At 45.2% G+C, this 25080-nt stretch carries 20 protein-coding genes and 3 pseudogenes; 20 read left to right on the top strand and 3 right to left on the bottom strand.

The genetic code is table 11. The features are described from left to right. Positions 1-74: 74 nt before the first annotated feature. Both SFV55_RS24770 and SFV55_RS24765 read left to right on the top strand, forming a co-directional pair. The gene (locus SFV55_RS24770) at positions 75-1478 is read left to right on the top strand and encodes a dicarboxylate/amino acid:cation symporter (RefSeq protein ID WP_320032261.1); all 1404 of its coding nucleotides are present in this window, start codon (positions 75-77) and stop codon (positions 1476-1478) included. Positions 1479-1587: 109 nt separating this feature from the next. Continuing rightward, entirely contained in the window at positions 1588-2358 is a 771-nt protein-coding gene (locus tag SFV55_RS24765) for a LytTR family DNA-binding domain-containing protein (RefSeq protein ID WP_320032260.1), read from the top strand. A gap of 72 nt (positions 2359-2430) precedes the next feature. On the opposite strand, the gene SFV55_RS24760 is transcribed toward SFV55_RS24765, so the two are convergent. Then, on the bottom strand, positions 2431-3444 hold the full coding sequence (locus tag SFV55_RS24760) for a sensor histidine kinase (protein ID WP_320032259.1): 1014 nt from the start codon (positions 3442-3444) through the stop codon (positions 2431-2433). Positions 3445-3835: 391 nt separating this feature from the next. On the opposite strand from SFV55_RS24760, the gene SFV55_RS24755 reads away from it, so the two are divergent. From SFV55_RS24755 to SFV55_RS24680, 16 genes and pseudogenes are all read left to right on the top strand, one after another. Beyond that, positions 3836-5458 carry a SulP family inorganic anion transporter gene (locus SFV55_RS24755; protein ID WP_320032258.1) on the top strand — a complete coding sequence of 541 codons (1623 nt, stop codon included), beginning with the start codon at positions 3836-3838 and terminating at the stop codon, positions 5456-5458. A 136-nt stretch (positions 5459-5594) separates the two neighbouring features. Beyond that, positions 5595-6329: a DUF2490 domain-containing protein gene (locus SFV55_RS24750; protein ID WP_320032257.1), complete on the top strand. Its 735-nt coding sequence runs from the start codon at positions 5595-5597 to the stop codon at positions 6327-6329. A gap of 285 nt (positions 6330-6614) precedes the next feature. Further along, the gene (locus SFV55_RS24745) at positions 6615-7199 is read left to right on the top strand and encodes an OmpH family outer membrane protein (protein WP_320032256.1); all 585 of its coding nucleotides are present in this window, start codon (positions 6615-6617) and stop codon (positions 7197-7199) included. Positions 7200-7361: 162 nt separating this feature from the next. Continuing rightward, complete coding sequence (locus SFV55_RS24740) at positions 7362-9200, top strand: phosphoenolpyruvate carboxykinase (GTP) (RefSeq protein WP_413776737.1); 1839 nt, start codon at positions 7362-7364, stop codon at positions 9198-9200. Positions 9201-9327: 127 nt separating this feature from the next. Further along, positions 9328-9543 carry a hypothetical protein gene (locus tag SFV55_RS24735; RefSeq protein ID WP_320032254.1) on the top strand — a complete coding sequence of 72 codons (216 nt, stop codon included), beginning with the start codon at positions 9328-9330 and terminating at the stop codon, positions 9541-9543. Between the two features lie 209 nt (positions 9544-9752). Further along, positions 9753-10469 carry a TIR domain-containing protein gene (locus tag SFV55_RS24730; RefSeq protein WP_320032253.1) on the top strand — a complete coding sequence of 239 codons (717 nt, stop codon included), beginning with the start codon at positions 9753-9755 and terminating at the stop codon, positions 10467-10469. A 2-nt stretch (positions 10470-10471) separates the two neighbouring features. Continuing rightward, a complete protein-coding gene (locus tag SFV55_RS24725; protein ID WP_320032252.1) occupies positions 10472-11365 on the top strand; it encodes a hypothetical protein in 894 nt (297 codons plus the stop codon). A 146-nt stretch (positions 11366-11511) separates the two neighbouring features. After that, positions 11512-12363 (top strand): Rpn family recombination-promoting nuclease/putative transposase, encoded by an 852-nt coding sequence (locus SFV55_RS24720; RefSeq protein ID WP_320032251.1) that lies wholly within the window; start codon positions 11512-11514, stop codon positions 12361-12363. Between the two features lie 14 nt (positions 12364-12377). Continuing rightward, positions 12378-12989, top strand: a pseudogene (gene rhuM, locus SFV55_RS24715) (RhuM family protein); the annotation flags it as partial. Between the two features lie 95 nt (positions 12990-13084). After that, on the top strand, positions 13085-14914 hold the full coding sequence (locus tag SFV55_RS24710; protein ID WP_320032249.1) for an ABC transporter ATP-binding protein: 1830 nt from the start codon (positions 13085-13087) through the stop codon (positions 14912-14914). Positions 14915-15202: 288 nt separating this feature from the next. Beyond that, positions 15203-15418, top strand: a complete 216-nt coding sequence (locus SFV55_RS24705; RefSeq protein WP_320032248.1) for a hypothetical protein — start codon at positions 15203-15205, stop codon at positions 15416-15418. Beyond that, positions 15403-15741, top strand: a complete 339-nt coding sequence (locus SFV55_RS24700; RefSeq protein WP_320032247.1) for a type II toxin-antitoxin system PemK/MazF family toxin — start codon at positions 15403-15405, stop codon at positions 15739-15741. Before SFV55_RS24705 ends, SFV55_RS24700 begins: the two co-directional genes overlap by 16 nt. A gap of 169 nt (positions 15742-15910) precedes the next feature. Then, complete coding sequence (locus tag SFV55_RS24695) at positions 15911-16642, top strand: MBL fold metallo-hydrolase (protein ID WP_320032246.1); 732 nt, start codon at positions 15911-15913, stop codon at positions 16640-16642. Between the two features lie 51 nt (positions 16643-16693). Continuing rightward, positions 16694-17572 carry a helix-turn-helix transcriptional regulator gene (locus SFV55_RS24690; RefSeq protein ID WP_320032245.1) on the top strand — a complete coding sequence of 293 codons (879 nt, stop codon included), beginning with the start codon at positions 16694-16696 and terminating at the stop codon, positions 17570-17572. Positions 17573-17634: 62 nt separating this feature from the next. Then, a complete protein-coding gene (locus SFV55_RS24685) occupies positions 17635-18222 on the top strand; it encodes a Crp/Fnr family transcriptional regulator (RefSeq protein ID WP_320032244.1) in 588 nt (195 codons plus the stop codon). Positions 18223-18397: 175 nt separating this feature from the next. Continuing rightward, positions 18398-19102, top strand: a complete 705-nt coding sequence (locus SFV55_RS24680; RefSeq protein WP_320032243.1) for a hypothetical protein — start codon at positions 18398-18400, stop codon at positions 19100-19102. Positions 19103-19278: 176 nt separating this feature from the next. Here SFV55_RS24680 and SFV55_RS30290 read toward each other — a convergent pair. Further along, a pseudogene (locus SFV55_RS30290) lies at positions 19279-19353 on the bottom strand (SEC-C metal-binding domain-containing protein); the annotation flags it as partial. Between the two features lie 228 nt (positions 19354-19581). Further along, positions 19582-20241: pseudogene (locus SFV55_RS24675) on the bottom strand (DUF1186 domain-containing protein); the annotation flags it as partial. A gap of 262 nt (positions 20242-20503) precedes the next feature. On the opposite strand from SFV55_RS24675, the gene SFV55_RS24670 reads away from it, so the two are divergent. Both SFV55_RS24670 and SFV55_RS24665 read left to right on the top strand, forming a co-directional pair. Beyond that, complete coding sequence (locus SFV55_RS24670) at positions 20504-23014, top strand: DUF2309 domain-containing protein (protein WP_320032241.1); 2511 nt, start codon at positions 20504-20506, stop codon at positions 23012-23014. A 4-nt stretch (positions 23015-23018) separates the two neighbouring features. After that, positions 23019-24890, top strand: a complete 1872-nt coding sequence (locus tag SFV55_RS24665) for a proton-conducting transporter membrane subunit (RefSeq protein ID WP_320032240.1) — start codon at positions 23019-23021, stop codon at positions 24888-24890. Positions 24891-25080 lie beyond the last annotated feature (190 nt).

Raw genomic sequence — 25080 nt, 5'->3', positions numbered from 1 at the left:
TTTTAGCCGCTGCCCTAGGTTTTTCACCATTGTTGCTATCTTGTAAGCTGAAACCAAATTACAGACAGCACGAGATGGAACAAACAAACACCAAATCTTCCCCACAACTGACCTTGAGAGAGCAATTGCCTGTATGGATAGTTGTTGGTATCGCTTTATTTATCAACTTCCTGGCCTATAAGCTCCAAGTTTTACCTGACCAGGTTGCGACCATTGCCCGGTGGGTTGGCCTGGCTGGTCTGGCCTATCTGGCTTATCGAAAAAAAAGCATCACCACCTGGATTCTCTTTGCGCTGGTTTTGGGTGCCGAAGTTGGCCATACCCTGCCTGGGGGTGCCGAATGGTACAATGTGATGAGCAAAGTGTTCATCAAATTGATCAAAACCATTGTCGCACCGCTGATTTTTGGTACTTTGCTGGTGGGTATTGCCGGGCATTCCGACATGAAATCGGTAGGCCGGATGGGGCTGAAAGCGATTATTTATTTTGAAATTGTGACCACCATTGCCTTGGTAATCGGGTTGGCAGCCATCAATATCACCAAAGCAGGCGAAAACCTGCCGCCCATGCCAACATCCGAGACACTACCGGAGGTGCGCAAACCCATGACTGGCCCTGAGATCGTTTTGCATACTTTTCCTGAAAACCTGATCAAATCTGTAGCCGAAGGGGAAATCCTGCAAATTGTCGTCTTTTGTTTGATTTTCGCCTTTGCCATGACGCAGGTTAAGCCAGAGCACCGCCGCCCTTTCCTGACTTTTGCGGAGAGTTTGTCCGAAATTATGTTCAAATTCACCAACATCGTCATGTATTTTGCGCCTTTTGGCGTTGGTGGGGCAATTGCCTACACTGTAGCCAAATTGGGACTTGGCGTTTTTGCCAATCTGGGACTCCTGCTGCTTACCTTATATGGTGCCTTAATCGTCTTTATTCTGGGGGTATTGCTACCTGCTGCCTTGATTTTCCGCATTCCGATTCGGCGTTTTTGGAAATACGCCGCTGAGCCTGTCACCATTGCTTTTGCGACAACCAGTTCAGAGGCAGCACTACCCAAGGCTCTTGAAAACATGGAAAAAATGGGTGTTTCCCGCCGGGTGGTTTCCTTTGTTTTGCCTACCGGATTGAGTTTTAACCTGGATGGCTCCACCTTATACTTGTCCCTTGCTGCCATTTTTGTGGCGCAAGCGGGTAAAATTGAAATGCCCATTGGAGCCCAAATCACCATGCTGCTGACTTTGATGTTGACCACTAAGGGCATCGCCGGGGTATCGCGTGCATCTTTGGTGATTCTGACTGGAACCGCTGCTTCATTTGGTTTACCTGATTGGCCCATTGCAGCCATCCTGGGTATCGACGCCCTGATGGATATGGGGCGCACAGCCACCAATACCTTGGGTAATTGCCTGGCAACGGCTATCGTAGGTCAGTGGGAAGGGGAGACGAATTTTGTGGATGAAGAGCCGTTTGCGCAAGTTTAGAAAGTTGAAGATAGTTGAGGAGTTGAGAAGTTGAGGCTACCGCAGCGACTTAGACAAGGACGATGTCTAAGTCGCTGCGGTAGCCTCAACTTCCCTAAACCATTTTACAATGAAAGTGCTAATCGTAGAAGACGAGCCCAAGACCGCCCAGGACTTGAGTGAAACCCTCCAGGAAATCGATCCTTCCATCACCATTCTGGGTATCACTGATTCGATTGAAGGCACCCTTAATTTTTTGGCTTACCCACCGGCTCCGGATTTGATTTTTTTAGACATTCAGTTGGCGGATGGCCTCAGCTTTGAACTTTTTAAGGAAACTACCATCGCTTGCCCAGTGGTGTTTTGCACTGCTTACGATGAATATGCGCTACAAGCTTTTCAGACCAATGGCGTAGCCTATGTTTTGAAACCCTTTAGTGTAGGCGATGTGCGCCTGGCCTTGGATAAAGTGAAATCGCTAGCCAGTTTTTTTCGAGCCGATGTCCCAGATTTTCGCGCTTTTGCCGAGGCAATGGATACTTTCCGCACAAATGGAGGTTTGAAGAGCAACTTTTTAGTCTCTTTTCGGGGCAATTTCATCCCAATACCTACCAAGGAGATTGCCTTGTTTTATATACTCGGTGAAGATGTTTGTTTGCAAACTTTTAAAGGAAATACCTATCTCATACCACATTCTTTAGAAGAAATTGAACGAATGGTGGGCCACCAACAATTTTACCGCGCCAACCGCCAACACCTGATTAATTTTGAGTTGATTGAATCTGTTGAACAGGATTTTGCTAGGAAACTCAAAATTAAACCCAAAGTAAAATGCCACGATCAAATTACCGTTAGTAAAGCGAAGGCAAGTGAGTTTTTGCAATGGATGAACACGAGGTGAGTGAAAAGTGATGAATGATAAATGCTGAATTGGCTACCGCAGCGTTATTGACAATTCATCTCTTATCACTCATCACTTTTCACTCAAAACAGGTAGCCACACTTCAAAGTATTTTTCTCCTTTCAATACTTTAACTTCCTGGTTGCTAAGGAGCTGATATCGTTGGTGGATGTTCTCAAGGCCAAGTCCGGTATGGTGTTCAACGGTGCGTTTGGGCTGGAGGTTGTTGCGAATGATGATGTGGCCATCTTCGTTGTAAATTTCGACTAAGAGCGCTTTCCCATTACCTATCACGTTGTGTTTTACCGCGTTTTCAATGAGTAGTTGGAAGGTATTGGGAGGAGTATAAGTCTCATATATCTCTGGTGACAGCTCCACTTCAAGTTTAAAATTGTCTTCAAACCGTGCGTGGATCAAACTGGCGTAGGAACGGGCAATTGAAAGATCTTCACGCAGGGACACTTTTTCTTTTTGGTTATTTTGTAACAAATAGCGGTACACGTCCGCCAACTGAACAATGAAGTCCTGAGCATTGGGATTGTTGCTTTTGACTAAGGTTTTGAGGGTATTCAAGGCGTTGAATAAAAAATGGGGATTGACCTGCTGGCGCAACAGATCCATTTGAGCTTTTGCGCTCATTTCCATCAACTGGGCATTGCTTACTTGTACTTGTTGGATTTGGTAAACCGAACGCACCGCGTAGAAGAGAATTTGTAGGATGATGTTGATGAGGATGCCCCGAAAAATGAAAAAGGGCAGCGGTGCATTTTCTTCCTTGATGGTTTTGTGAACAATGAACTCAACCACTACAACCAAGGTGATGCCAACAAACAAGCTGATCGCACTTTGCACAAAGAGCCGGATGGCCTCCGATTTGAAGAATTTTTTCAATCGATTCTCTTGCTTGTCCAACGCGAAATTGAATTGCCAGATCAAAATGGAATAAGTGCACAATACCAAAAAGTCGATGGATGCATGCAACACATCCTTGTATTCTCCATCTACCGCCCGATTGAGCATGAAGAAAAAAGTAATTGCCAGTGTAGACCAAACCGCAATTTTCCGGAAATAACGTTGGAATTTCAAAATCTGATTTTTGCTGCAAAATACACGCTCTTCAGAATAGTTGTATTCCGGAATGTCAAGTCCCGCCCCTGAAATGGCCAATCTGTGCCCTCAAGCGGGCAAAGTCGCCCCTGAAGTTTCTCCTTGAATCCAGAAATTTGTGTCGTAAGAAACAGCCTACATCATCATTCTAACCAATCGACTGGAAGGAAGATCGCCAAGAGCTTAATTGGGGTTTTTCGGACGTTGGAGAGAAGCGTCCGAACATGGGTTGGGGGAATTCTTTTCCCCCATCTTTAACCTCAATAAGCAAAATTTCACCCAATTAAGGAATCTGACGGAATAATCACTCCTGCGCAGGAAGCTCTACCTGTTGCAACCAGGAGATTTTTGACCCAAATAAGTATTCCTTATGAAACAACAAACCACTGCTCGTCCCAAAACAGGTTGGGCCGGATTTAAAGAAAACTGGTCAAAAGACCTATTGTCAGGATTTTTGGTGTCCCTGATTGCCTTACCTCTGAGCTTAGGGATCGCTGGCGCGAGTAATTTTCCACCCATTATGGGGGTAGTAACTGCAATAGTCGGTGGGATTGCGGTTGCTTTTTTTGCAGGCTCTGAACTGACCATCAAGGGGCCTGCGGCGGGTTTGATTGTCATCGTTGCTGGAGCAGTAGAAGAATTGGGCCAAGGCAACAATGATTTGGGCTGGAAATTGGCCCTCGGCGTCGTTGTTGTGGCTGGGGCCATCCAGGTGCTGTTTGGCATTTTTAAAGTGGCTAAACTGGCTGATTTTTTCCCTCTTTCAGCTGTTCACGGCATGTTGGCGGCAATTGGCATCATCATCATGTCCAAACAAATTCACCTGGCCGTAGGGATTTCGCCTATGGAATTAAAAGGCAAAGAACCTTTGGAATTACTAACAATGGTGCCGCATAGCCTGTACCATATGGAATACCACGTGGCCATCATCGGTTTTATAAGTTTAGTAATTCTGTTTGGCTGGCAATTTATCAGGCCGAACGCGCTGAAAAAAGTTCCCCCTGCACTGCTGGTTTTGATTGTAGGGGTGCTTTTGGGCGGCTACTTCCACCTTTCTGACCCCAATTATGCCAACATTAAGCCGCTGGTCAATCCTGGCGATTTGAGATTGGGTTTTAATGCCAGTTTTGCCGGAATGAGTGGCGATTTGTTGCCCATTTTCCTGAAATACGTCTTGATGTTTACCCTGGTAGGTAGTCTGGAGTCTTTGTTGACCGGAAAGGCCGTAGACCTATTGGATCCCTACCAGCGCAAAGCCAATTTGAGCAAAGACCTCACTGCTGTAGGCATTGGCAATATGTTTGCCGGCCTTTTGGGCGGCTTGCCCATGATTTCGGAAGTAGCCCGCAGTGCCGCCAACATCAACAATGGCGGGCAGACTCGCTGGGCCAATTTGTTCCATGGCCTGTCTTTGCTCTTGTTTGTGGTGTTGCTTACGCCCTTGATCAAAATGGTTCCGGTGGCTTCTTTGGCGGCAATGCTCATTTTTGTAGGTTTCCGTTTGGCGGCACCGCGGGAGTTTGTGCATGCCTACCACATTGGTTTGGAGCAACTCTTTCTTTTTTCCATTACTGTAATCGTGACGATTTGTACCGACCTCTTGATTGGCATTGGAGCAGGAATAACTGCCAAATTCATCATTCAATTGGCCTTAGGCGTGCCAATAAGGTATGTTTTCCGCCAGCCAATCCGGGTTATCCAGCAAGGGGGTGAGCACCTGTTGGAAGTTGAAGGGGCAGCCACCTTCAGCAACTTATTGAATTTGAAAAAACACTTGCATAACATTCCTAACGGAACTCGACTACGGGTGAGTTTTGCCAAAGCTCGGTATGTAGACCACACAGTATTGGAAAACTTACATCATTTTCAGCGGGAATACGAAGCCAATGGCGGAAAGTTCACCCTTGAGGGAATCGAGCGGCTCAAGCCTTTGTCCAAACACCCCTTGGCTGCCCGCCGTAGCAAAAACGATGATTTGATTCAGCGTACTTAAATTAAACTTTTGAACGATACTCCTTCATTCCATTCTATACCATTCTTTCTTTTTGATTTTATTTGTAAAATTGTCTTTTAAGGCTAGTCCGGGGCGGTACTTGTTGTGCTGCCCCAATTTTTAAATCAATCACTCGATGAAAAAATTCTTTCTGACGACCTTTGCTATCTTCATCGGCTATTGGGCCATTGCTCAAGGAGGAAGAATAGTAGCCCCCTCAGGTCACGCGTGGTACATGGAAAATGGCACCATCAAACTCAGCGAAAAATGGCTGCTGTTTCATGACGTACAATTCCGTCGAGCCGATATTTTACCTGAAGCTCAGCAGTTGTTGCTACGGGCTGGCATTGGATACAACCTCTCCAAGTCCATCCAGATCATGGGCGGCTACTGTTTTGTACAAACCTATCCTTATGGCGATTTCCCGGTGAAACATGAGTTTCCTGAAAACCGCTTTTGGGAGCAGTTGATCATCAAAGCCCCCATTGGCAGGGCTACTTTTATCAATCGTTATCGACTGGAGCAGCGCTATCTTGGCAACAGTACCACTGGAAGCCTGGCCAATCCACGTTTTGAAAACCGGATTCGCTACTTCGGACGGATGAACATACCGCTGCAAAAGGCTGAGGAGTATAAATTGTACGGCTTTGTGTACGATGAGATTTTTATCAATTTTGGCAAAAACGTGGGGGTCAACATTTACGACCAAAACCGCATTGCTGCTGGCCTGGGCTGGAAGCTCGATAAAAAACTCAGCCTGGAATTGGGCTACATGAATCAGATGGTGCAACAACGCGCCTTACAGCCCAATGGAAAATCGGTAGTGGAAAACAACCATACCTTGATTGTTTCCCTGGTGAGTAACTTTTAGGACGAAAAAAATAAATTGTTCATTTTGCCAAACATGAGTCATCCCAAAAATTCGGGATGACTCATGTTTGGCTCAAGAAAAATGAACATTTATTTTTGCTCCACTACTTGGTAGCCTTGAAAAGCATTGACAAGATTTATTTTTTTAATTGACAATCGTCATCTTCCCCGACCCAGGCTTGCCCGATCTTGCCCTTGATTTCATGCAAAACCTTTACTTTCTTGGTTTTTTTCCAAAAATAATGGCAGTTTTGCCTTTGTTTATTCAAAATCAAAACAGCCATTAATGAAAAACATCACATCAGTACTGACATGGATATTGTTGGTAGCCGTCGGTTACCTGTTTTTTGCACATTTCAGCAACGCTGCATCAGGTCCAAAGAAAAAAACCACTGAAGTTAGCGCAACAGAGGAAACGCCTAAGATTGTGTACGTCAATGGCGACAGTCTGCTGAACAAGTACGCGGTTTTTCAGGCTGATTTAAAAGCATTGGAGACCCGTAGCAAAGGTATGGAAAGTACCCTGGCCAGTCGTGGTCGCTCTTTGCAACAAGAGTTGATCGCTGCCGAACAAAAGGCCCAGTCTGGTCAGTGGGCACCAGCGCAAATCCAGAAGGAACAACAACGCCTCATGCAAAAGCAACAAAACCTGGTTGCTCAGCAAGAAAACATGTCAAAACAACTGCTGGACGAACGCCAAAAATTGCAAGAAAATCTGGAAAAGCGGGTAAAAGAACTGCTCACCGCCATCCGCAAGGAAAAAGGGTATGATTTTATTCTGAATTACGGTCCAGGAACCGGGGTATTGATGGTCAATGATAGCCTCGACATCACCAAGGAGGTACTGGAAAAATTGAACGCCAAACAGTAGCAGCAACCCTCGCGGTTGCCGTTTTGTGGTCAGTCTTACGAGGGCGACCGCGAGTGTCGCCCCTACGATTTTCCCTAACCAAATTTCTTCCTGGACCGTCAGCCTTACCATATTTTCTAACCCAAAATAGGCATTGACATGTTACAGGAAGAAGCATTAACCATGAAAAACCCATACAGCGGTTCCTTCAAGGAACTCAAGCGCTGGCTCGAAAAAACGATCGAGCTCTGCCAACCCGACGAGGTGCACCTCTGCGACGGATCAGAAGCGGAGTACAATACCATGACCGAAAAACTGGTCGAAAAAGGGACCTTCATCCGCCTCAATCCCGAAAAATGGCCCAATAGTTTCGCTTGTTTCAGCGATCCCAGCGATGTAGCTCGCGTAGAAGACCGCACCTACATTTGTAGCATCAACCGCTCGGATGCAGGTCCTACCAACAACTGGGTGGAGCCCAAACAAATGAAAAAGACCCTAGACCCTCTGCTCAAAGGCTGCATGAAGGGTCGGACGATGTACATCATTCCCTTCTGCATGGGGCCTTTGGGCTCAGAATTATCCCGTTACGGCGTCCAGATTACCGACTCGGAATACGTAGTGGCCAACATGCGCATCATGACCCGCATGGGTACTCCTGCTCTGAAGCTCATCGAAGCAAAAGAAGATTACGTCAAGTGTTTGCACACGGTAGGCGCACCTTTGACCCCGGATCAAGAGGACAGTTCCTGGCCTTGTAATCCTACCGTAAAATACATCGTGCACTACCCCGAAGAGCGTTCGATCGTTTCCTACGGCAGTGGATACGGTGGCAACGCCCTCCTGGGCAAAAAATGTTTTGCTTTGCGCATTGCTTCGTCCATTGGGCGGGCGGAGCACTGGTTGGCCGAGCACATGCTCATTCTGGGGGCTGAATCGCCTGAAGGCGAAAAAACCTACGTGGCCGCAGCTTTCCCTAGTGCTTGTGGCAAAACCAACTTCGCCATGATGATTCCGCCGGATGCCATGGAAGGCTGGAAAATCACGACAGTGGGTGACGATATTGCCTGGATTCACCGGGGTGAAGGGGGCCGACTCTACGCCATCAACCCCGAAGCGGGTTACTTCGGTGTAGCTCCGGGAACCAACTTCAAGACCAACCCTAACGCCATGGCGGCGCTTTCCAAAAATACCATTTTCACCAACGTGGGGGTTACTCCCGATGGTGACATCTGGTGGGAAGGCATGAGCAAAACACCACCTGCCAACCTGATCGACTGGCGCAAACAACCTTGGGATCCAACTAGTGGGAAACCTTGTGCGCACCCCAATTCGCGTTTCACCGCCCCCTCTGGCCAAAATCCGGCCATCGACAGTGAGTGGGACAACCCCGAAGGTGTACCCATTGGTGCCTTTATTTTCGGGGGGCGCCGCAGTACCACGGTTCCGCTGGTGGTGCAATCGTTCAACTGGAACTTTGGCGTTTACCTCGCCGCTACCATGGGCTCAGAAATGACTGCTGCCGCTTTTGGTGAAATTGGCAAGGTGCGCCGCGACCCATACGCCATGTTGCCCTTCCTGGGTTACCACCTGGGCGATTATTTCAACCACTGGCTGGATTATGGCCGCGACTTGCCCAATGCTCCCCGGATTTTTGGGGTCAACTGGTTCCGCAAAGACGAAAATGGCGACTTCATTTGGCCTGGCTTTGGGGAAAACATGCGGGTGCTGAAATGGGTCATCGACCGCGTCAAAGGCCGCGCTTCAGCAGTGGAGAGCCCCATCGGCTGGATGCCCCGCTACCAAGACCTGGACTGGGAAGGACTCACCGACTTTACCCAGGAGGACTTCGATAAGATCATGTCCATCGACCGCGAAGCCTGGAAAAAAGAGGTCATCAACCACGAAGAATTGTTCGCTACCGCTTATGATAAATTGCCGAAGGAATTCCTGTTCATGCGGGAATTGTTGCTCTCGGCACTGTGGCGGTCTCCTGAGAAATGGGGATTGGCGGAGGAAAGGTAGAAGATTTTTGAGTTTAGATATGAATTGAGGGTGCCAGCTGAGCGGGAGTTCGGCTGGCATTTTTTTGTTGGGGAGAAAAAATTGCGAGGCGTGGGGTTTTTACTTATTTTTGTATGAAATGATACCAATGACAGATAATTTGTCCATCCCTATACAAATCACTTTTGCTCAGTTGCTTGATGCCGTTGATCAGCTTTCCAAAGCCGAACAGCATCAGCTTTTGCTGCATGTTTTACGCCGCCATGAGGAGGATAATTTGATCGTGACTCATTTTGCGAGTGAAACGGTATTGGCGAAAGATTGGAATAACTCAATAGAAGATGAAGTATGGCGGGATTTGTAACTATGGTACATATCGGGCAAGTGGTGCTTAACCATTTGCTTGCATAAATAAGCACGAAAGCTTATATTGTGTTTCAATTAAATATTTGTCGGCATTTATACCAATAGAAATGCTGACTACGTAAAAACACACACAACTTGGAGTGAGAAAATAAATTGGGATATGAGGTAGTACCCTTGTTCTGCTCAATTGTGTAAAAACAAAATGGAATGAACTGGAATAAAGCAATTTTTTTAGCACATGCCTCGGAGGATAAAGAGAGGGTTAGAAAGTTGTATAGAACGCTTAAGGAAAATGGCCTAGAGCCTTGGTTAGATGAAGAAGATTTAATGCCTGGCGTAAAATGGGATGATAAAATAAAGGAGGCTATAAAAAATGCAAGATTTTTCATGGCTTGTTTATCCAAGCACAGTGTGTCTAAAACTGGATACATTCAAAAAGAATTAAGACTTGCCCTAAATGAGCTTGAACAAAAGTCTCCTGATGTTATTTATTTTATTCCGGCTTTAATTGACAATGTTGAATTGCCAAACATAACAGTAGGAACAATTAACCTAAGAGATTACCAAGCAGTAAACATTTTTGATGATAATGGTTTAGATAAGCTAATCCGTCATCTACAAAAACAAGCCAATATAATTTCTGAAATTAAGAAAAAGGAAAATCCCAATTTTCAAGATTTACGAAATTCCATATCGAAAGGCCAAATAGAAACGGCATTAAGATTATTGATGGAGATTGTCAAAGATAAAAATGATGACCTCTATAATACTTGCCTTTTAACTTCATCTAAATACAATCGGGTCTCAAAAGAAAATATTTTAGGAATAATTACTAGAGAAAGTTATACAATGGAAACCAATCAAATCGTTTATTCTATTCTTGAAATCATAAAAATTCTAGAAGAAAGAGAAAATTATAATTGAACATGAAGAATTTTCTTTCATTTCTAAAGACTAAAAAATCAAGTGGAATATTTGTTCCACATGGCCGGGAATACATAGAGCTAAAGGACGAAATTGAAGATAAATCAATTAATGGCATAACTCGGCATTTAGGCTACAAACCAATTGAAGCATATTCTTATTTTGGTGATTTTAACCCTAAATCAATTGTTCGGCATGTAGTTTTAGAAATATTTACTGATAACATAATTTTCGTTTTAGCAAAAGACAATGTCAGTAAATTGGATAGTGAAAAGGTTAAAGAATTCATGAAGAAATTCAAACCTGAAGAAGAGTATGACATAATTAATATTAAGGGAATTCTCCTTGATGGAATTGAAGAAAAATCATTCGAGATAGGTTTTTTGAGCAGGGTTCTGCAAATTGACAATCCTTCGCAAAATGGCATATATAGGGTAGAAAAATTGGGAGTGAACCTATCATTTGCTGAGGGAATATTGGTAAGTTTTAAGCTTGATAATGAGTTAGGTGAATGGGCAAGACATTTTAAAAGTATTAATCCTGAATTAGTTGCAAATTACGCAAGAGTTGCCAAAATATTTTGGGGAGAAGATTACGACAAGATTTTTGATGAGGTGAATTTGCAGTTTGAGGCATTGGCAAATACTCCAGAGGGAGTTAAAAATAAATTCATTGACCTACACAGAGAAAAATATGGAACAATTAATTTTTTCATGTTGATTGTTTGTCATTATGGACAGAGAGTGAATCTAGAACAATTTGAGACGATAAATAAAGGAAGGTTTAAAGTGGTACCATCAACGAATGAAAATTTAGAAATTCGCTCATTAGGAAATTTTGTCTATGAATTTGATGAAAACGGAATTTTAATGAATACTGGAAGAAATAAAACCTGAAGAACGTGTAAAATAATTTTCTCCTGGAAATTGCTTCTAAATGCCGCGAATTTGAAAAGTAAAACTTTACTCCCCCAATCCCAACACAAAAAATTCCCCTCACCTACTCCCTAAAACATCTTATCTTTGTTTGAAAATTCACCGCAATGGCAAAAAAGCTGGTTCGATTCGACTGGGCGATGAAAAAAATGCTTCGCAACAAAGCCAACTTCGGCATCCTCGAAGGTTTTTTGTCAGAATTGCTCGGCGAAGAAATCAAAATCAAACAAATCCTCGACAGCGAGAGCAACAAAGAATCTGAGGACGACAAGTTCAATCGGGTGGATGTTCTTGTCGAAAACGCGAAAGGTGAACTCGTCATCATTGAGGTTCAAAACAGCAAAGAATACGATTATTTTCATCGGATGCTCTACGGCACATCCAAAGCCATTACCGAACACATTAAAGAAGGACAGCCATACGCCGATGTGAAAAAAGTGATTTCCATCACCATTGCCTATTTTGATTTAGGGCAGGGGAAGGATTACGTTTATCATGGAAAAACCACGTTTAAAGGCATCCATAAAAACGACATTTTAACGCTTGCCGATAAGCAGATGGAGTTGTATCGAAAAAGCCATATCCACGAGATATTCCCTGAGTATTATGTGATAAAGGTTGGTAAATTCAGCAACCGCGTAAACGACAAATTGGATGAATGGATTTATTTTTTTAAGAACGCAGAGATCAAAACTGACTTTTCAGCGAAAGGTTTGAAAGAGGCGAGCGAACGCCTTGACGAGATGAAATTGAACGAAAAGGACGCAAAAGAGTATAAAAAATACCTTAAAAACCTTCGCGACCTGGCCAGCGACCAGCATACCAAAATGGCCGACGCACAAGATTTGATAAAAAAGGGAAAAATCGAGGTGGCTCAAAACCTGAAATCGATGGGGCTTTCAAATTTGGACATAAAACAGGCGACCGGGCTTAGCGACGAAGAAATCGAAAAGCTTTAAAGCAAGTACACCAAATGAACACCAGCGAAATCCTCATCTATCAAAACCAAAACGGCCACATCAAAATCGATGTGCGGCTAGAGGATGAAACAGTGTGGCTTACGCAGAGCCAGCTTTGCGAATTGTTTCAAAAATCCAAGGCTAACATCAGCGAGCACATCAAAAACGTGTTTGAGGAGGGCGAATTAGAATCGGAGGCAACTGTTCGGAAATTCCGAATAGTTCAGCAGGAAGGCAACCGCCATGTAGAACGGGAATTGGAGCACTATAACCTCGACGTCATTATCTCCATCGGCTACCGCGTAAAATCCCCCCAAGGCACCCAGTTCCGTATCTGGGCAACTCAGCGGCTCAAGGAGTACATCATCAAAGGTTTTGCCCTGAATGATGAGCGTTTCAAGTCGGGCACTTCGATGAATTACTTCAGCGAATTGCAAGAACGCATTCGCGAAATCCGCCTCTCGGAGCGCTTTTTTTACCAGAAAATCAAAGACATCTACACCACCAGCATCGACTACGACCCCAAAGACGAAAAGACCCTCGAATTTTTCAAAGTAGTCCAAAACAAACTACTTTGGGCCATCAGCCAGCAAACGGCGGCTGAGTTGGTGTACCGTAGGGTAGATTAATAAATACCCTTCCCCCTACCACTTGAAACCAGAGCAACGAATAAAGTGTTTATCTTCTTTTCACCAACTTGAACACCTCCACCACCTACAATATGAAACTACTTTTCCGCTATTTCGCCCCCTATCGTTGGCTTGTCATACTGGTACTGCTACTGGCTGCCATCAACATCGGGTTTTCGCTGATTGACCCCATTATTTTTGGGAAATTGGTCACCTTGGCTTCCAACCACCAGGTGTCGTCCACCCCGCCGGGTGCCTTCGACTGGCAACGCTTCCTGTTCATCAACGAGAACGTCACCGACCAGGCCGGCAAAAGTGTGATGGTTTACGGCCTCATGTGGCTGCTGATCGGCTCCATTTCGGTGGCCATGATCAGCCGCATCGCCAAGGCCTTTCAGGATTATTTCCTCAACCTCATCACCCAAAAATTCGGAGCTACCATCTTTACCGACGGCTTGCAGCACGCCATGAAACTGCCCTATCAGGAGTTTGAAGAGCAGCGCAGCGGCGAAACATTGGGCATCCTCCAAAAGGTGCGCACCGACACCGAGAAGTTCATTTCCACCTTCATCAACGTGTTGTTTCCAGTCATTGTGGGCATCGTCTTCGTGGCACTGTATGCGTTCAACAAACACTGGAGCTTGCCTGTGATTTACTTCGGCGGCATTTTTTTACTCACCTGGGTGTCCAACCTCCTGAGCAAAAAAGTGAAAGCCATCCAGAAGATCATTGTCAAACAAACCACCTCGCTGGCCGGTGCCACCACCGAGTCGCTGCGCAACATCGAGTTGATGAAAAGCCTTGGTCTGACCAAACAAGAAGTCGAACGCCTCAATAAAAATACCTTCAACATCCTCAAGCTGGAGCTCACCAAGGTGAAACGTATCCGCAGCATCAGCTTCGTGCAGGGTACCTTTGTCAACACCCTGCGGCAGCTCATCTTGTTTATGCTCATGTGGCTGGTGTACAAGGGCCAATTGGCACCGGGCGAAATCGTGACCATGCAGATCTTTTCCTTTTTCATCTTTGGCCCCTTGCAGGAAATTGGCAACATCATCCTCAGTTACCGGGAAGCCGAGGCATCGCTCAATAACTTTGAGAACCTGATGAAAAAGCAGCCCGAGTCCGAGCCCACTCATCCCAAGCATCTGGGCGACATCGAAACCTTGGAGTTCCGGCACGTGGGCTTCCGCCACCAATCGGCGCAACAAAATGCCCTCAACGACATCAGTTTCCAGGTGAAAACGGGCGAAACCATCGCCTTTGTCGGCCCCAGCGGCAGTGGCAAAACTACCTTGATGAAACTCCTCGTCGGGTTGTACCGCCCGCAGAGTGGCAGCATTCTCTACAATGACCTCGACGAAAAATCCATCCACTTCGATGACCTGCGCCGCCAAATTGGCTTTGTTACCCAAGACACGCAGCTCTTCTCCGGCACCATCCGGGAGAACCTACTTTTTGTGAACCCCACAGCTACCGAAGCCGACCTGCAAAGAGCATTGACCAAAGCCTCCTGCAACACCCTGCTGGCTCGTGCCGAAAAGGGCCTCGACACCACCATCGGCGAAGGTGGCCTCAAACTCTCTGGTGGCGAAAAACAACGCATCTCAATTGCTCGGGCCTTGCTGCGCATCCCCAAACTGCTCCTGTTCGACGAAGCGACCTCCGCCCTCGACTCCCTCACCGAGGAGGAAATCACCGATACCATCCGGGAAATCAGCGCCGAAGGCCGGCAGATTACGTTGCTGATCGCGCACCGCCTCAGCACCATCCTGCACGCTGATCGGATCTATGTGTTGGAGAAAGGGGATATCGTAGAGACGGGATCCCATGAGGAATTGCTGGCCGAAAAGGGGCTGTATTATGCCATGTGGCGGCAGCAGATTGGGGAAAGGAAGGAGAAGGTGTTTTCGATGAATTAGGAGGCGGGTTGTTGAGTTATTCCGCAAAACATGAATCACCCTGAATTTCTTAAAGCATTACAAAAGCGACATTTTTTTATCACAAAGGAAAAAAAGAGAGCACAAAGGACGCAAAGTTAGAAGTAGACGAAGCTTAGCTTTGTGTCCTTTATGTTTCTTTGTGCTTTCTTTGTGAAAATCATGTCGCTTTGGGCTCATTTTTGAAAATTCGGGATAACGCTTGTTTTTGCCACGAGAAAAGATTGCGAAGCGTGGCGATTTTACTTATTTTTGTATAAAATGATACCAATGACAGATAATTTGTCCATCCCCATACAAATCACTTTTGCACAATTACTTGATGCAATAGATCAGCTTTCCAAACCAGAGCAGCATCAGCTCTTACTTCATGTTTTACGCCGCCACGAAGAAGACAATCTGATCCTGACTCATTTCGCAAGCGAAACAGTATTGGCAAAAGATTGGAATAACTCAATTGAAGACGAAGTATGGCGGGATTTGTAAAAGGGGAGGTTGTGGTCATTCCATTCCCTTTTTCTGATTTATCTGCATCAAAGCGTAGACCAGCGCTGGTATTAGCCGATCTTCCTGGAGATGATATTATCCTTTGCCAAATTACCAGCAAAAATAGTCCCTCTGACCCTTTTTCGATTCCAATCAGTAATGCCAACTTTATTAGAGGTTCATTGATGCTGGATTCAAACATAAGACCAAACCGAATTTTTACAGCAGACAAAGGCATTATCATTCGGTCGGTTGGGGTAGTTAATCCATCCGTTTTTAAATTGGTGACGGAATCTATTTGGGAGATTATTAAAGAAGTTTAGATATAGTTTCATGCTGTAAGCATTTTAAAAAACCAATCATTAAACCTGTCAAATTTCAGTGCCTAAGCACCTAGAATATCCATGTGTTAGCCAAAATCCTCCATTCCTGCTCTCATAGCTTGACCTGATCTTTGCTTTGTCAATTTGACAATCGCAAAATCAGCAAAACATGGAAGTTGCACCCGACATTTTTAAGTTTGACACTGGTCCATTCAATTGGTATTTGGTGAAGGAAAATGGACGCTTCACACTCGTTGACGCCGGTTTTCCGGGACATTATTCGGTATTTTTAAACGGTTTGAAGTCCATTGGCCATGTCGTAAAAGACCTTGAAGCCATCGTTTTGACACACGCTCATGCCGACCATATCGGCTTTGCGGAAAAGGTTCGGCAAGAAACGGGGGTGCCTGTTTTTGTCCATAAAGACGATGCGCGAATGGCCTCGCGCCCGCTTCAGTTGCCTTGGTTTGGCTTGCTTTCCAATGCCTGGCGGCCATACACGGCCACGATGCTTGGGGCAGCAATTGTCAATGGGGTATTCACTTTACCGCATCTCACAAAGACTATTTCTGTAAAAAACGGTGACATTTTAGACGTACCAGGCAGGCCACAAGTCTTGCACACCCCCGGCCATACGCCCGGAGAAATTGTACTTTTCCTGCCCGAAAAAAAGATTTTAATCAGTGGTGATACCCTGGTAACCCGCAACCTTTTTACCGGGAAACTGGGCCAACCACAATTGGCCAGTCCAATTTTGAATACCAATTACCGGGAGGCCATGCGTTCGTTGGATTTATTGAAAGAGTTGGGCGAAGTCACTATGTTGCCAGGGCACGGAAATCCCTGGAAAGGCAATATGGAAAAGGGCGTTTCAATCGCAATTCAAACCGGGAAGGTTTAAACATTTGCAAATTTCAAATCGTTTCCATAGTGCGCAAAAGTGGAAAATAAAATGGCCGATCAAAGTGTTTTCACCTTTATTAATCAGCAAAATGGCCACCTTGCTTTCAAACTTTTTTGGTTTGAGGACAACAGCCATTTCGACCATTTGCAACACAACAATTATTACTCCTTAATTTGGGTAAAAACTGGCGGAGGCTCGCTTCGCGCAGATTTTTCGGAGTACCTTTTTGAGGAAAACTCTTTGTTCGCCTTTGCGCCTTACCAACCTTTCCTGTTTTCTGTCAATGAAAAGATCAGCGGCATCGCCATTCAATTTCACTCCGACTTTTATTGCATCCACCGCAACCCTAAGGAGACGAACTGCGATACCACTTTGTTCAACAACCTTTACCAGCCGCCGTTTTTCAAAATGGACAAACCCTCGACTGAGGCATTTGATTTACTGTTGGGAGAACTCAAAAAAGAACTGGAAAGCATGAATTCAGGCGATGCTGAATTGCTCGTTCCGTATTTGAAAATCCTTTTGGTCAAGTCGTCCCGGTTAAAAATGCAATCTGAATCATCAAATTTTCAATTGGCCGAATCAAAACCGCCTTTCCTTTTGACCAAACTAAAAAGCGCCATAGAAGAAAATTTCAAAGAAAAACATTCTGCCAGCGACTATGCCGAAATGCTAAATATTAGCCCTGGTAACCTCTCCAAAATCGTCAAAACGCATTTTCAAAAAACACTCATGTCCCTCATCACCGAGCGAATCATCATCGAAGCCAAGCGGGAATTGTACATGACCCACAAACCAGTAAAGGAGATCGCGTGGCATTTAGGCTATTCCGACGAGTTTTATTTCAGCCGGGTTTTTAAGAACTATGCTGACGTTTCGCCTCAGGTTTATCGAGATACGGTGGGTTTTGGGAGGGCGGAAAGTTGAGTACAGATTTTTTTTGGTGAGCACCCAAAAACACTGACTTTTGTCTTTTTAATTGAAAATTTATGGAACAAGATAAACAAGTGTTGATCGATTTTATCAAAAAAAACGCACACACTTCCGACCGAATTGTGCAGGAAATTGTATCCCATTTTGAGTGTAAAAACATCCCCAGGAACGGTTTTTTTTTGAAATCAGGAAAAGTGAGCAACGAGTATTTGTTTTTGGAAGAAGGTGTCCTTCGGGCATTTACATTGGCAGTCAGCGGTGAGGAGGTGACCACCAACTTTTTCACAAAAAACAGATTGGTTTTTGAACCTTCCTCTCTTTTCATCCGAACCGTTTCAAAAGAAAACATTCAGGCATTGACAGATTGTAAGGGTTTTTCAATCACCTACGAAAAACTGAACATGCTTTTTCATTCTATCCCGGAATTTCGGGAGTTTGGTCGGGCGATGTTGGTCAAAGAATTTGCTGCCTTTAAAGCACGTACCTTGTCGTCAATCACAGAAACGGCGGAGGAACAATATGCCCGGCTTCTCGCCGAAAACCCCGAAATTTTCCAGTCCGCCCAATTGAAGCACATCGCATCTTACCTTGGCGTTACCGATTCTTCACTGAGCCGGATTCGGCGGGGATTTTCAAAAAAATAGTCCGTTTTTCATTTCTTGTCTTTTGGCAAGTGTCCGTTTTTGTGCTGCCCCTATCTTTGTGCCATCAAAAATGATGCACAATGAAAGAAAAAATTTTGGTCACTTCTGCCACTGGAAAATCGGGGTTTCAAACCACCGTACAGCTTTTAGCGGGTGGCTATAAACTCCAAACAAGATGATACAAATACCACAGACCATTTCGATCCTCTTTGGCCTTATTACTCTGGTAGTTCTGATGCTGTTTTACCGAGTAGTCAATAATTCGACCTCCCCGAAAGTTAGAAGCCAATCCATTCAGATATGTATTGGTTTGGCAATTTGGATTGCCCTTCAAGGTGTTTTGGCGTTTAATGACGTCTACAATTCCAATCTTCAAGCTATGCCACCAAGAATAGTTTTGTTTGGCATTTTGCCTGCTTTTCTTTTTACGCTTGGATTGTTTATCACCTCAAAAGGAAAGCTGTTTTTGGACACTCTGCCCCTAAATAATTTGACCTGGGTGCACCTTATCCGAGTACCTGTTGAGCTAGGTCTTTACTTTTTGGCGGCAAAAAAAATGCTTCCTGAACTTCTCACTTTTGAAGGGCGAAATTTTGACATTTTAGCTGGCTTGACGGCCCCATTTGTTGCTTATTTTGGGATTAAAAAAGGGAGAATGAGCCGTAATTTATTGTTAATTTGGAATATATTCTGCCTCGGTTTGTTGCTCAATATTGGTTTTCATGCTTTGTTTTCCGTTCCAACACCTTTTCAAAAATTTGCTTTTGACTTACCCAATCTTGCCGTGCTAAATTTTCCGGTTAGTTGGCTGCCGACATTTATTTTTCCATTGGTTTTGTTTTCCCATTTGACAGCGATCCGACAACTTTTTAAAGCTTGAAAGTTTGGAAACACTGGGCAAAAAACAAGCGATCAAGGCAAACAAATTCACTGATAATTGGCAAAAATATACTGTGAAGATAAATGCATTTAAAGCATCTGGATTTTCAAATTGGCTCTTTCTTTACGCAAAATGGTTCACTTTGATTTGAACTAAAATTTAATTTGGCTAACATTTCAATGCATCCCATGACACTTTTTATACTTCTTCCCACTACCACAAGGACAGGGATCATTTCTGCCGATTTTTTTGTTCTTGTTCGTTTGCTGGGCTTGAGTTTTTTCTCGCAATTTTTGTAGGCGCTCTAACTGACGTCGTTCCTCCTCCAAAGTATTATTTTGCATAACATCTAACCAATAGCGACCTCTATCGGCGTACCAATCGCGAATATCCAGGTACACTTTTTTCCCCAAATCGTAGGGGTTTCCAAAATCTTTCTGAAATTCAAACCAATCGCCTCTGAGGTTTAGGTCAATTCGGTCACGTTCGAACAGAGAGGCAATAAATGGTAGATATTCAGTCGCATTCAAGTCCGAAATACTACTGGCAAGATTAGAACATATAATGCAATGGTCTTCTGAAAATTTTTCATCTGGAATTTGATCAAAATGGCGCAATAATTCTGCCAAAACCTGAAGTATTTCTTGCCTACGGCTTGGGGCGTTGATTACAATTTGATCAAAGGTATCAACCATTTCTGTTCGGCAAAATACTCCAGGTACCGTATCATCAAGGATGAAATTTTTCAACAATGGAACCTGGTGCTCTCCACAAAGCCACAACACTTGCCAAAGATCTTCGTACAACAAGTCACCGAACACTAAATCAATGGTATCAGGCTCAAGCCGCCAAACTTCCAGGATGAGCGGCAAGCTTTTTTCTGAGCGCAAATGACCCAAAATCATCAGCGTGTGAAATAGCGTATAATTTTCTTCCTCTTCATCCTCCTCGTCTAAAGATTGAACATAATCAAGCTCATCCCTTATAATCCATTCCAAATCTTCAATTAAAGTTGCCCCAGGCAAGGCCAGCAGTTCTTCCAATAAATTACGAGGTGGTATAAAGTGCACGTCATAAAGCTTCTCCACAATAGGATGATTAAAGTTGGGCGTCAAACCTAGTGGTAGATTTAGCGACATAGATTGGTGTTTTAATGAAAGGTAGCATCAAGATAAAACTTTTGTCGAATACAAAAAATAACCTAATCCATTTACCTTCCCCAACTTCGCCCCCTAAATTTGCCCGCTTCAACCCTTTTTCCCCTCCCTAAATTTGACTGCTCCACTTTCAAGCCAATACCTTTGCTTTCAATCAGCACAAAAACAAAACCAAGCATGGAGCGTGGTTTTTTCGTACTTTAACCCAACTAAAAGCACCCACAACAACTTTAAGATTTCATCCATGAGTCAATCCATTGATTTATCGAGGGGCTTTGACGTACAGCACGTTTTACACGAGCTCAAACATTACCTCCCGGCACAAGCGCCCTTAATGGACTTTGTGCACCACAATACCTTACACGCTTTCCAAAATTTGGATTTTAGTGCAGGCACCCAAAAAGCAGCGACCATTTTTGGATACAAGGTTACCTTGTCGATGCAGGAATTTCGCGACTTGTACGCAGCAGAGCGCATCAATCCACAAGTCCTGGATCGGGTGATCACCGAGCGCAAAGGAGTAGGCCATGTGAAAGAATGGTTGGAAAAAGCCTTGTACCACAATTACCGCAAAGAAACAAGCCCCCGCATCGGCACCTTGCGCAGCCATTGGAAAACCCTTTACAACCTGGACATGGACTCGCTGATGCACCCCCTGCTTTTCCGCATTTTGTGCAGTTTTTTGGATCAAGGCATTTCCATGTGGCATTTTCCAGTGAATGAAAAAGGCTTTTTATCCGCTTTGCGGCGCTTGGAAAAACATAGTGACATCAGCATTTTTCGGCGCAAACGAGCCCGAGATTTGTTGCTGAACACCAAGTGTGAAATCAGCGACTTGTTGGGCTTGCTAATTGGGGACGAAAGCCTGTATGAACATTACCTCTTTGATCAACAGTTTGCCCACCAAGGTTGGTCGGGGATGGTTGCGACCATTGAGGAGCATCCCCATACACTGTTGGATACCCGCAGGATCAGCTTACACGATCTAATCGTTTTTGAATTGTTGTTGGAAATCGACACCCTGGATTTTGCACTGGGCAGGGATTGGGCCCCTATGGGTAAAAAGATCAAAGTGCAGCCCCAGCCCCTTTTTGATAAAATTGACTACTCCGAACGCTCCGAGGTGCTCAGCATCTGGCAGGAAGCATTTGAGTGGACGTATTACGACCAGGTATTGGCGGGTATTCAGTTGGAAAAGGCTGATACAAGGGGCATCCCATCCAAAAATTTCCAGGCGGTTTTTTGCATCGATGACCGGGAATGTTCACTGCGCCGTTACCTGGAATCTTTCGACCCTGAGTGCGAAACCTTTGGCACGCCAGGCTTTTTTGGTGTTGAATTTTATTTCCAACCCCAGGGAGGGAAGTTTTTTACCAAGTCCTGCCCCGCCCCCATGCACCCCAAATACCTGATTCGAGAAGAAGAGTCCAGCAGTCGACTGGAATTAGATGTGCATTTACTTAAACAATCCCACTCGTCAGTAGGTGGTTGGCTGATCTCCCAAACCCTGGGATTCTGGGCGGCGGTACGTTTGTTTTTCAATATATTCCGCCCTAGCATGGGCCCGGCCACGGCATCTTCCCTCAAGCACATGGACAAGTTCTCCAAATTGAGCATTGAGTGCGGCGAGCACCCTGAAAAAGTGCAGGACTTACAGGTGGGCTACAGCATTGAGGAAATGGTGACCCGGGTAGAAACGGTGCTCCACAGCATTGGGTTGGTTAAAGACTTTGCACCGCTGGTCTACATCGTTGGGCACGGGGCCAGCAGTGTCAACAACCCCTATTACGCAGCGTACGATTGTGGTGCTTGTAGTGGGCGGGCCGGATCGGTGAATGCCCGCGTGTTCAGCTACATGGCCAACCACCCCGAGGTACGCGAACGCCTGGCCGCTAAAGGACTGAAGATTCCGGCGGAGACCCAGTTTGTAGGGGCGCTACACGACACCACTCGGGATGAAATCGTGTTTTACGACGAGTTTTCACTGCCTGCACCCAATTTTGAGTTGCATACCAAAAATGAGGTCATCTTTGAAAAGGCGCTCGATTACAATGCCAAGGAACGTTCCCGGCGTTTTTATGCGGTGGATACCCGGCAGTCTGCGCTCAAGGTGCACGAAAAAGTACTGCGCCGCTCGGTATCACTCTTTGAACCCCGCCCCGAACTCAACCATGCCACCAACGCCTTGTGCATCATCGGTCGGCGCTACCTCTCCAAGGGGCTATTTTTGGATCGGCGCTCTTTTCTCAATTCTTACGACTATGCCCTCGACCCGGATGGCATCTATTTGTCCACCATCCTCAACGCGGCTGCACCCGTCTGTGGGGGGATCAACATGGAATATTTCTTCTCGCGGGTAGATGAACAAAAGCTGGGTGCTGGTTCTAAATTGCCGCATAACGTCATGGGCCTATTTGGCGTAGCGAACGGGATTGACGGCGATTTGCGACCAGGTTTGCCCACTCAAATGACGGAAGTACACGATCCTTTGCGCCTGCTGATGATTGTTGAACACGATCCAGGAGTAGTATCAAAAAGCATCCAACGTTCTGCCGCCACCTACGAATGGTTCATCAACAACTGGATCAATCTGGTAGCGGTTCATCCCGAAACCCAGGAGTTGTACCGCTTCAAATCCGGGCATTTTGAGCCGTATCACACCTTGCAAAAGGACCTTCCGCTGTTGCAGGATCTCAAATCCACGATTGAAAGCAATACCGAGAACTTACCCGTTTACCTCATCGCAGAAGGCTAATCCTATGAATCAATTGCTTCCATTATTTGTGCTGCTCCCGGTGATCGGGTTTTGTGTGAGTTTGTTGGTACCCGCCAAAAAAGAGAACACCCTGTCCAGAGTAGTTTATTTGAGTATGGGTTTGCACACCCTGCTGGTTTTTGGCTATACTATTTATTGGTGGTTGCACCAACACGAAACCCAACACAGCCAGAGTGTGAACCTGTTTAACTCGGAGCATTTTCAGTTCAATTTTATCCTCATGTTTGATCTGGTCACGGCTACTTATTTGCTCACCGGAGCTTACTTGACCATGCTGGTGACCATTTACAGTAGCTATTACTTGCACCGGGAATCGGGGTACAAACGCTACTTCAACACCATCCTGTTTTTTTACATCGGGTACAACATCACGGTGATGGCCGATAATTTTGAAACCTTGTTCATCGGCTGGGAAATTTTGGGGATCACCTCTTTCCTTTTGATCGCTTTTTACCGCAACCGCTATTTGCCTGTCAAAAACGCGGTGAAAATTTTCTCCATTTACCGCATTGGTGATGTTGGCCTATTGCTGGCGATGTGGATGAGCCATCACCTCTGGCACGAAAGCATCACGTTTCAAAAATTACAAAATGCCGAGCTGGTGAGTGCTCAATTGCAATCCCACACTTGGATTGGGGCCTTCATCTCCCTGATGATTTTGATGACGGCAGCAGCTAAATCGGCGCAGCTGCCCTTTTCTTCCTGGTTGCCGCGGGCGATGGAGGGGCCTACCCCTTCCAGTGCCATTTTTTACGGCTCTTTGTCGGTGCATTTGGGGGTCTTTTTGTTGTTGCGCACTTATCCGTTTTGGGAGCACCAGTTTTCGGTGCGCGTGATTATTGCCTTGTTGGGCTTGAGCACTACCATTTTGTCCATAGGGATTGCCAGAGTACAATCTTCAGTAAAAAGCCAATTGGCGTACGCTTCCATTGCTCAAATTGGTTTGATTTTTATTGAAGTAGCCGCCGGGTGGCACATTCTGGCATTGGTTCACTTTGCGGGCAATGCCTTTTTACGCACCTACCAACTGCTGGTTTCGCCTTCCTTAGTGAGTTATTTGATCAAAGAACAGTTTTACAAATTTGTGCCCCGCCAGAAATCATTTGAGGGGAAATTTTTGTCCAACAAACTGGAATACAGCCTCTACATCCTCTGCTTGAAGGAGTGGAACCTGGACGCTGCCATGTACCAATACTTGTGGAACCCGCTGAAAAAACTAGGCAAAAGGCTAGATTTTATCACCTTATCTTCCCTCTGGTGGTTCATCCTGCCAACGTATTTCATCGGTTTGTACTTCTTAAGTTTTGCCGAGGACAAAATCTCCCCTTTTGCACATGCTTATTTGCCTGCGGTGTTTGGTTTGGTTGGTTTTATTTTAGCCTTAAAAGCTTTTTCCGAGCGGATTCACGCCCGCTTGAGCTGGGTCTTGGTAGTCCTTAATCACGGATTCATTGCCCTGGCGGTATCGTACAATGAGCACTTCGACTTTTTTCAGGTTTACATCTACCTGAGCGGGGTGATTGTGGCGGGGATTGGCGGTTTTGTGGTGCTCAACTGGTTGAAAAAGACCGAGACGGTCAGTTTGGATCGTTTTCATGGCCACGTATATGAGCATCCCACTGCTGCAGTGCTGTTTCTGATTGCTTGTTTGGCTTTATCGGGTTTTCCGATCACCCCCACCTTTATTGGAGAGGACCTGATTTTTAGCCATATCCACGAGAATCAAATCGTTTTGGCCACTTTTGTTGCTTTGAGTTTTATCATAGATGGTTTGGCGATCATGCGCATCTACGCACGGGTATTCCTGGGTCCACACATCAAAAACTACCACTCGATTGCATACAGATCTTCCTAAATAATTGTCTTCAAATTAGGGCTGATCCATCTTGGGTCAGCTTTTTTTATGGCAAAAAAAAAGCGCCCCAGTGGGAGCGCTGCGAAGTTTGGATGAATATGAAAACTTGCTGGCATGGTTTTCAGGTGATTTCTTGAAACAAAGCTAAAATCATTTTTTTTGCGGTGTTTTTTTTGTGCTCAAACCATCA

Source organism: Haliscomenobacter sp., from assembly GCF_033763495.1.
Taxonomy (GTDB): domain Bacteria; phylum Bacteroidota; class Bacteroidia; order Chitinophagales; family Saprospiraceae; genus Haliscomenobacter.
Note: the sequence above shows the minus strand (reverse complement) of the source record. Positions and strands in the feature narration are given on the sequence as shown.